Source organism: Moorena sp. SIO4G3, from assembly GCF_010692305.1.
Classification (GTDB): domain Bacteria; phylum Cyanobacteriota; class Cyanobacteriia; order Cyanobacteriales; family Coleofasciculaceae; genus Moorena; species Moorena producens_A.
Genome location: NZ_JAAHIG010000347.1, coordinates 1 through 9244, shown reverse-complemented (window position 1 = coordinate 9244; position 9244 = coordinate 1). Strand labels below are relative to the sequence as shown.

The 9244-nt window shown below is 45.0% G+C and carries 10 protein-coding genes and 1 pseudogene; 6 read left to right on the top strand and 5 right to left on the bottom strand.

Going from position 1 to position 9244, the window contains the following annotated elements; translation table 11 throughout:
* Positions 1-12: 12 nt before the first annotated feature.
* From F6J99_RS35995 to F6J99_RS35980, 4 genes are all read right to left on the bottom strand, one after another.
* The gene (locus F6J99_RS35995) at positions 13-135 is read right to left on the bottom strand and encodes a hypothetical protein (RefSeq protein ID WP_293120394.1); all 123 of its coding nucleotides are present in this window, start codon (positions 133-135) and stop codon (positions 13-15) included.
* 26 nt (positions 136-161) lie between these two features.
* Complete coding sequence (surE, locus tag F6J99_RS35990) at positions 162-854, bottom strand: 5'/3'-nucleotidase SurE (RefSeq protein WP_293120392.1); 693 nt, start codon at positions 852-854, stop codon at positions 162-164.
* 102 nt (positions 855-956) lie between these two features.
* Positions 957-2123 carry a class I SAM-dependent methyltransferase gene (locus F6J99_RS35985; RefSeq protein WP_293120390.1) on the bottom strand — a complete coding sequence of 389 codons (1167 nt, stop codon included), beginning with the start codon at positions 2121-2123 and terminating at the stop codon, positions 957-959.
* A 282-nt stretch (positions 2124-2405) separates the two neighbouring features.
* Positions 2406-3923 (bottom strand): glycosyltransferase, encoded by a 1518-nt coding sequence (locus F6J99_RS35980; RefSeq protein ID WP_293120388.1) that lies wholly within the window; start codon positions 3921-3923, stop codon positions 2406-2408.
* A gap of 339 nt (positions 3924-4262) precedes the next feature.
* Between F6J99_RS35980 and F6J99_RS35975 the strand changes: the two genes are divergently transcribed.
* From F6J99_RS35975 to F6J99_RS35960, 4 genes are all read left to right on the top strand, one after another.
* The gene (locus F6J99_RS35975) at positions 4263-5630 is read left to right on the top strand and encodes an NAD(P)/FAD-dependent oxidoreductase (RefSeq protein ID WP_293120386.1); all 1368 of its coding nucleotides are present in this window, start codon (positions 4263-4265) and stop codon (positions 5628-5630) included.
* A gap of 56 nt (positions 5631-5686) precedes the next feature.
* A complete protein-coding gene (locus F6J99_RS35970; protein WP_293120384.1) occupies positions 5687-5833 on the top strand; it encodes a hypothetical protein in 147 nt (48 codons plus the stop codon).
* A 247-nt stretch (positions 5834-6080) separates the two neighbouring features.
* A complete protein-coding gene (locus F6J99_RS35965; protein ID WP_293120382.1) occupies positions 6081-6215 on the top strand; it encodes a hypothetical protein in 135 nt (44 codons plus the stop codon).
* Positions 6216-6232: 17 nt separating this feature from the next.
* Entirely contained in the window at positions 6233-7204 is a 972-nt protein-coding gene (locus F6J99_RS35960; RefSeq protein ID WP_293120380.1) for a homogentisate phytyltransferase, read from the top strand.
* A 407-nt stretch (positions 7205-7611) separates the two neighbouring features.
* Here the strand turns inward: F6J99_RS35960 and F6J99_RS35955 are convergent, their stop codons facing one another.
* Positions 7612-7812 (bottom strand): hypothetical protein, encoded by a 201-nt coding sequence (locus F6J99_RS35955; RefSeq protein WP_293120378.1) that lies wholly within the window; start codon positions 7810-7812, stop codon positions 7612-7614.
* 570 nt (positions 7813-8382) lie between these two features.
* Between F6J99_RS35955 and F6J99_RS35950 the strand changes: the two genes are divergently transcribed.
* Both F6J99_RS35950 and F6J99_RS35945 read left to right on the top strand, forming a co-directional pair.
* Positions 8383-8604, top strand: a complete 222-nt coding sequence (locus tag F6J99_RS35950; RefSeq protein ID WP_293120376.1) for a hypothetical protein — start codon at positions 8383-8385, stop codon at positions 8602-8604.
* Positions 8549-9099: pseudogene (locus tag F6J99_RS35945) on the top strand (Uma2 family endonuclease). The gene F6J99_RS35950 and the pseudogene F6J99_RS35945 overlap by 56 nt, the downstream one beginning before the upstream one ends.
* Positions 9100-9244: the final 145 nt, after the last annotated feature.

The window sequence follows — 9244 nt, the reverse complement described above, 5'->3', positions numbered from 1 at the left end:
GGTGATTGGGTTTCAGACGTGTGCTGTTACAATTTTGTAGGGATTAGGGAGTAGGGAGTAGGGAGCAGGGAGCAGGGAACAGCGGATCTGGGAACAGCGGATCTGGGAACAGGGAAAAAATAATGTGTACCTCATAGCTATGAGAAACGCTATATTTGAATTTATGATAATCTAATCTGGGTGATCGCAATATTGCCCGACAAACACACGTCAACATCTGTTCCTGAATCAGATTTGCGGTTGATGTCATCTCCCACATAAAGATATCCGTCCTCTTGCTTTACAAATTCTGTCAGTAGAGGACGGGTACAGAGGGAACAAAAGACGATCTCTGGCTCGGGTGCGTCTGGTTCTAGGTGGGGAAAGTTGACGCTCCAGAAGGTGCCAGGCTCAGACGGTTGGTCTAATAACTTGTGCAACACCCGAACCGTCCATTGTGTTGCTCTTTCCCAGTCAAGTTCCCAGTCAGTTCTCTTAAAATTAGAAAAAGCGATCGCGCGAAGGCCGTGTATTGTGGCCTCTCTAGCCGCCGCTATGGTTCCTGAGGGATAAATGTCCGAGCCCAGATTGCAGCCCCCATTAATCCCAGAGACAACAAACTTGATATCGTCGTAGAGATAGTTGACCCCCAAACGCACACAATCAGCGGGGGTACTGTCTACACTCACCTCAGTCTGCGATCGCCATTCCACTGGAATAACTGTGCGAATATTGACCCGATGGCCACAGCCGGACTGGTGGTGTTTAGGCGCAACCACCGCAATGCGATCGCTTGTTACTTGGAATAATGCTTTGTGCAATGCGTGAATGCCGGGAGCATCAATCCCATCATCATTGGTTACTAAAAAAGCCATAATCCCAGCTCCACCGATAAACAACATGAGGATAGCAGATCAGTGAGAGCAAATACCATCTCTACTCTACTAACCACTTAAAGTATCAAGAAGCTACAAAAGCTAGAGTCTGGTGGCGTCTAACCACATCACCCCAAACAGGTCATGACCCACACCATAGCCCGGTTGTTGCGTTGCCTCCAATTTCCGCAACGCTTGAGCTAGCATAAACTCGACTTTCTGTCGGTACAGCTGTTTGTCAGAAATCTCTTGTAATTCTTGCTGGGCCGCTGCCTTAAATCCTTGAACCTCAGGGGGCAACTCAACGGGAGCGACCGCCAAAGGCTCACCCAATAGCTCTGTGGCGTCACTCACCAAACGGTTCCACCAACCAGAGAATTTCCTGAAGAAATCTAAGATGTGCTCTGGTGCCGCTCCTAACTCCACTTGGAAGATTAGTTGGCTTAAGTCTGTTTGTTGTGAGGGTGAGAGCAAACTATTGACTAGGTCGCGATACTTGGGCAACCCTGGGTTAAACTGCCTTGTTGAGGTATGGCGACCAACCATAATCGAGCGATCGAAAAACTGAAACTTCTCAACAGGACAGCCTACGGCATTGGCTGCCTGCTGCATAATTTTTTGCAAGTGTTCATGGGAGTAAAAACTCATCCATGTAGGGTCTTTATCCCCTTCGCTCTGGAAAAAGCTCATCGAGTAATTCCAACGGCTGTTCTGCCATTGGGGTGTCCACTCGATACTGTAGCGCCCCAAAACATCCACAATCACAGCACACCGGGAGCGATTCTCGCAAACATTGGTCACAATCATCTTTAAGGCTTGGTCAAGCTCCTTGTGAGTCAGATGAGAGTAGGGAACGCCGCAAGAAAGATATAAATCGAAGGGTCGAGCCAGCTTGCTAGTCCGAATATCCGCACATTCAAACCCAACGTTACTGTGGTTACCATATAAATTTATGGCAGTTTCCACCATTTGGGTACTAATATCAACTCCCAAGTACTCTAGCTCATACCTACCACTTAGTTCTGGGTCTTTTAACAATAGCGTTGACAGCAAAACATATCCATCACCTGTGCCTGCACCAATATCAACAACCCGTAGTTTCTCCCCCTTATTTTTGCTCACTGGGGCGATTGCTTGCTTAAACACTGAACGAGAGAACGGCTCCTCCCAATCAACTTTTACACCGTCACGACGACTCTTAGATAAGTAATGTTGAACCGCATTGCTTTGATCGTATACAGTCTTTATCTGCTCTGGAGTTACTTTCATAAGAAATGTAGGTCTCTACTAGAAATTCAACAGTCTATCGACTTAAATCTGCCACTTCAATCAACTGGCAAGTCTCTCTGGAGCAGGCTTGTAAGGAATTTAAAATTCGTTTCTAAAACATTGTATCATAAAAAATCGTAACCACAAAAAAATGTATAAAAAAAAAGCGCGACAGCTATAGCACTCCTCAATTTTTCGTAATTTTATTAAAATCTTAAATCCTTGCGGTTCAAGGGTTATAGCGATATATTTCGGCACTATTCGGCTACTAGATTTGACGAATCAGATAGGATTGCTATAATCGTCAACAAAATACCAGTAGCTCAATTCTTCCAAAGAAATATCATTCTCTGGCTGTGGATCACGGAAATAAGAATGCATAGGAAGTAATTCAGCAGCAGGATTTGCTGATGGTTGATAAAGAATTTGTTTGATTCGGCTCAAGTAGTTGAAAGCGGTGCTATCCCAGGTGTAATAGTCCAACACATACTGCTGACAACGTTTCTGTAAATTTTGCCACAGTTGTTGATCACAAAGTATTTCCCTGATGCCTCTAGCAATATCTGCTGGATCACTCGGATCAACTAACATACCATAGTCTTCATCTCCTACTTTCAGACTTTCACCAACACCACTATTTTTTGTCACCACTATCGGTAATCCAGCCGCTGCTGCTTCTAAAGGAGCAAGACCAAAGGGTTCAAACAAAGAGGTAAGAGTAAACACGGAACCACGCTGAGCAAAATACCGATAGGAAGCGGCTAGTGCTGGTTGATCGGGTACTGAAAAAGCGCTAATTTTACCCCACAAATTTTTTTCTCGTACTACTTCCCGAATAGGACCTATTACTAGTTTTTCGGTCTGTTGATCGTGGACTTTTTCTTGCAAGGGGTTATCCAATCCACCAGTAATCAGCACGACATTGGCTTTCTCTTGGATGATCACATCGTTAGCAAAGGCTTGCACCAAACCGAGGAGGTTTTTCTTGGGATCTAAACGGCTGGATGCCAAGATAGCGGGTAGATTGCGCCGTGACTCACTGATGTCCCGCTGCAATCGCTCTTCAATCAGTTGATAAGTCGCTTCTTCATTATGAGCGATCGCATCGGAACCAAAAACAGAGCTATTGACTCCCGGTGCAATCACGGCAAATCGATGATCATCTTCGATATCGACTGCTCCACGATAAGCATGATGACTGTACTGTTGGAACCGCTCTTGTGCCGTATTAGTAATATTGAGGGCTGAGTGGTTCATGCTCAACCGTTCCGCTAGGATTCGGTATCGGAAATTGTAATAGTGATCGATTTGAGCCAGATTCTCAGGAGTGACCTGCAGTTTATCCATTTTTTGAGCCCCCAGGGAATGACCTGTGAAAGTAAAGGGTATCCCTGTCTGTTGCTCAATCACCACCCCACACACTCCCCCATCACTGTAGTGGGTAGTCATGATATCGGGTAACTTACCTTCCTCTCGATAAAACTCCAGGATGTTTCGGACCCAGTCTTGGACGAGATGGGGCCACAACAATTCTTTGCGCAGGAACTGTTTTGGTCCGGCTGGCAATCGGATAATCCGGAGGTTGTCTACACTCCCATAGCCATCAAATGTCTCGGCAAATTCTGGCCAATCCGGATCTATGATTTGGCGGGTGAGAATATCTACTTGGTGACCTTGTTTTGCGATCGCATCTGCGACTTGCCTGACATAAACCAACTGACCACCGAAATCGGGATGTTCGCTAATGTAGCTATTTTTATGGTCAAAATTACCGTGAGGGTTGAGAAATCCAATGTGCATCACACTGACTCGAATAACAACCAAGTGTTACCAAACCTTGACAATTCCCAGGATTGACCATCTAGGTTTAGCTTGTTTTGGGGATCTTATGTTAAGTCAAAATTAAACTTATAATTATATTCTTAAATTGGGTGGTTTTCACGACACATTTAATAGTTTTTAATGTTAACTTATATTAAGAAGCATCGGGAAAGACGAGACCTCTTGCGTAAATAGCCAACAACAGCGTGATAACTACGATAGTTACCTGCTAATTGACTTTTGCAAAAGGTCTACGGTTAAGCCAGGGGAGTTATTCGTAATCAATAGTAAATAAATTCAGGAGAGGTAAGAGATTCTATGGTTAGTTCTATGGTTAGTTCTATGGTTAGTGAAGCAAAGACCACTACTCCTCACCATGTGGTCATTATTGGTGGTGGATTTGGTGGACTCTATGCTGCTCAGGCTCTGAGAAAGGCACCAGTGAAAGTAACTCTAATCGATAAACGCAACTTTCATTTGTTCCAGCCCCTACTCTACCAAGTGGCTACCGGGGGCTTATCCGCTGGTGATATTTCCTCACCCCTGCGGGCAATCCTGAGTCACCAGAAAAATACTCAAGTGCTGATGGGGAAAGTAATTGGTCTTGACCCGAACCAGAAAACCGTTCAACTAGCAGACAAAGAACTATCTTACGACTCCCTGATCGTGGCCACTGGCGTTAGCCACCACTACTTCGGTAATGATCAATGGGCAAAAGACGCTCCTGGTTTGAAAACCATTGAAGATGCCCTAGACATTAGACGTCGCATTTATTCTGCCTTTGAAGCCGCAGAAAAAGAAACTGACCCCGAGAAACGTCGCGCTTGGTTGACCTTTGTGTTGGTAGGAGGCGGACCAACTGGAGTGGAATTAGCCGGGGCCATGGCAGAATTGGCCTACGACACCTTAAAAAATGACTTCCGCGACATTGATACGTCCGAAGCGAGGATTTTGCTGTTGGAAGGGATGGATCGGATTTTGCCTCCTTACCCACCCGAGTTATCAGTAAAAGCCCAAAAGTCTCTGGAACGGTTAGGGGTGACAGTACAGACAAAGACCCTAGTTACTAATATTGATAACGATATAGTTACCATGCGTCGAGGAGAGCAGGTAGAGGAAATTAACGCCAAAACTGTTCTGTGGGCAGCAGGGATGAAAGCGTCTGCCATGGGCAAGGCGCTGTCAGAGGCTACTGGTGCGGAGTTAGACCGGGCTGGACGGGTGATAGTACAACCGGATATGAGCTTGGCCGGACATCCGGATATTTTTGTGATTGGTGATTTGGCGAATTTCTCTCATCAAACTGGTAAACCCCTACCAGGAGTTGCGCCAGTGGCGATGCAACAAGGCAAGTATGTCTCTACTCTGATTCAGAAGCGCCTCAAGCAGGAGACACTACCGGATTTCCATTATCAGGATTATGGCAATTTAGCGGTGATTGGACGGAATGCCGCAGTAGTGGATTTGGGGTTTGTTAAGTTCTCTGGTTTCCTCGCTTGGCTGGCCTGGATTTTTATCCACATCTTCTTCCTGATTGAGTTTGATAACAAGTTACTGGTAATGATTCAGTGGGCATGGCATTACCTTACCTTTAAGCGCGGGGTTCGTTTAATTACTAATCTTGAGGAAGACCCAGCAGGGAATTTCGAGGAGAGAAGAGATTATCGGACGCCGGTACAGGTGTAGGGCATTAGGGATTAGGGATAGGGTGGGAAGTGTGGGAAGTGTGGGGAGATGGGGAGATGGGGAGATGGGGAGATGGGAACCCACCCCTAACCCCTCCCAGGAGGGGAAGATGGGGAGGTGGGGAGATGGGGAGATGGGAACCCACCCCTAACCCCTCCCAGGAGGGGAAGATAGGGAGATGGGGAGATTTTTATTCAGGGTAATTATCCTGAGATGATATAAGTAGTGACAGCTCCCACACTGATTCAATAGAATCAGTTTAGGCTTCCCAGCCAATCCAGCTATTGCTTAGGAGGCGCTGGGCTTTAAGAACGGACTGCCCTGCCGCTCTATTTTTTTGAATTTTTTAATAATGTTTCACCAACTCCCCAGCATTTATGGCCGAAGGCCACGCTACGCGAACGGCTTTGAAAGTCAGTATATGCAATATAACACATCGATTGGTCTTTTGTGAAAGACTCTGTGCAAAATTCATCCCACACTCATCCTTGGCCTATGGCCACGCTACGCGAACGTTTTGAGATGTGGGATGAATTTTGTCGGAAGTTAAAACCATTAACCATTACTATAACCCCTAATCCCTAATACTATTAACCTAATCCATGAGTCAGATTTCGTCTAAAGCATCTACTCCTTCCTCAATTAATCTATTGGAGCAACCAGCCGCTTGGCTGTACAGTTTCTGGAAATTTTCTCGTCCCCATACGATTATTGGGACGAGTTTGAGTGTTTTTGCCCTCTATGTCATTGCTGTGTCCATGACTAACAGTGGTTGGACTTGGCAAGGGTTCGGTCAACTGCTGGGAGCTTGGATTGCTTGTTTGTGCGCTAATGTCTATATCGTAGGACTAAATCAATTGCACGATGTGGAGATTGACCGGATTAATAAACCCCATCTTCCCATCGCTGCAGGGGAGTTTTCTCTGCAACTAGGTCAGGGGATTGTGGCGCTAACTGGTATCCTAGCGCTACTGTTGGCTTGGTTATTGGGACCGTGGTTGTTGTTGATGGTCAGTATTGGTTTGGCAATTGGTACATCCTATTCCTTGCCACCGATCCGCCTGAAGCGGTTTCCCTTTTGGGCAGCGCTATGTATTTTTTCAGTGCGGGGAGCAATCGTTAATTTAGGTCTGTTTTTACACTTTAGTTGGGCATTGCAACAGGGACAAGTGATGATGCCCACCGCAGCAGTGTGGGCATTGACTTGGTTTATCTTAGTCTTTTCCTTTGCGATCGCAATATTCAAAGATGTCCCAGATATCGATGGGGATAAGCGTTTCAATATCACTACCTTTACCATCCGCCTCGGTAAATTGGCGGTATTTAATATAGCACGGGGGGTGATTACTGCTTGCTATCTGGCTATGGTGCTAGCTAGTGTGCTGCTCCTCGGTTCAGTAAATATTCTCTTCTTGGTAGGAACCCATCTGGTGGCATTGGCAGTAATGTGGTGGCGCTCTTACCAGGTAGACTTGGAGGATAAAAATGCGATCGCTAGTTTTTATCAGTTTATCTGGAAACTCTTTTTCCTGGAATATTTAATTTTCCCAGCCGCTTGTCTATTCAGACTATAGGGTTTCTCAATTAATCGAATAAACAGCGCGTAAGCATTCAGCCGTCAGCCGTCAGCCGTCAGCCGTCAGCCGTCAGCTGTCAGCTAATCAAGGGGAAGTAGTAAAAGCTATAGTGTGGCACAGGCTTCTAGCCTGTGAAGTATAAGCTGATAGCTGATAGCTGATAGCTGATAGCTGATAGCTGATAGCTTACATTTTATCGAATCAACAGCGCTACCAAAACTAAAAAAAATAGCCCTGGAAATACTATCCACGGCTATTTCAACTCCACAATAAGTCCGTTGAAATTGTTGTTAGGTGCGCTGCATCGCTATGTCACTCAGTTACCAAACCTAACCTGATGTGATCCTATTAGAGCAGACCGGAACCTTTGACTGGGGGGGAAACCCCCCCAGAAATTCAAGGTGTTATGGCAACAGCCAATACTTGTTTAGTGTAGTCATAACTTCGCCTGGAACGTCAGTCGGCTCCAAAGGAGTCCATTCGCAAATCTCGGCATAGCCTAGAGCATACATGGTGTGCATGCTATAAATTACTGCTTCCCGAGACCCTTTCAGAGTGTGATGAGCAAGTTGTTTCTTGAAGTTTTGAGTAAATCCTTGTCGCATAATTTAACAATTGAACTCATTGTGGTAATTAATGATTATTGTAATGATTATATTTTTAATTGTCAAGGGTTTTTAAAAAGTTTTTTTTGGGGAGTTTTAGGATTAATAAAAAACCGCGATATCCTGAAATGTATGCTACGCTAACGCTTAGTTTTTAACTATTAATTTTTACGATAATGCTAGAATAATTTGGTACATCTCATATTTGTAAAAAAGTTGCGTAGGGTGCGTTAGGGGGGGCCTCATTTTCGGCCTCGTAGCCAGGCTTTGGATAGCCCGCCCCGTAACGCACCACCGTGTCAAACAGCATGCATTGAGATGCACCAGAATAATTCGCTCCTAAAAGAGAGATATTGCACCAGTATAAAAAACTAAATAACTACAGTAATCACCATCAATTTAAGTAGTAAAATAGTAAAATATTCTAACTGTTTCCTGTTCCCCGTTTCCTATTCCCTAGCTTGACAGGTGAATTTTAAACTTGCTGCAAGATATGAGTAAAATAAGAGTAAGGTCCTGAGTGGTGCGTTACGGGACGGGCTGTCCCAACCAGGGACGAAGAGGCGGAAAATGAGGGTGAGCCCGTCCCTAACGCACCCTACGCCACATTTACTCTTGCCTCTTGCCTCTTGCCTCTTGCCTCTTGCCTCTTGCCTCTTGCCTCTTGCCTCCCTCTTGCCTGTTCCCTGTTCCCTATTCCCTATTCCCTTTGCTCATGACACAATCAATCCTGAGGATGCCAGAAAATGCCAGACTAACATCCCAACAGTTTTACGACCTGTGTTGTGCTAATCCTGACTGGAAACTAGAGCGAACCGTAGAAGGAGATTTGGTAATTATGGCTCCAACCGGTGGAGAGACAGGAGCAAGAAATGCTAATCTTCTAATTCGTTTGGGAATCTGGAATGAACAATCTCAATTAGGAATAGTGTTTGATTCATCCACAGGATTTCATCTACCTAATGGAGCTGATCGTTCACCCGATGTAGCTTGGGTTAAGCGGGAAAGATGGGAGGCTCTGACACTGGCACAACGGGAAAAATTTCCACCCCTAGCACCAGATTTTGTGATCGAATTAATGTCTCCCACCGCCTGAAACCAGCCCAAATAAAAATGCAGGAATACTTAGATAATGGGGTTAAATTGGGTTGGTTATTCAATCGATTAGCCAAGCAAGTGGAGATTTATCAGTGTGGGCAACCTAAAGTAGTATTAGATCAACCTAATAAATTATTGGGAGAACCAATTTTGCCTAGTTTTGTTCTCAAACTGGATGGTTTTTGGTAATAAATTGCTTAAACCGTTGTACATTTATAGCGTTTATCATATCTATGAGGTACAGATTGTTTTTTCCATATTTCCTATTGCCTATTGCCTCTTACCTCTTACCTCTTACCTCTTACCTCTTACCTCTTACCTCTTACCTCTTACA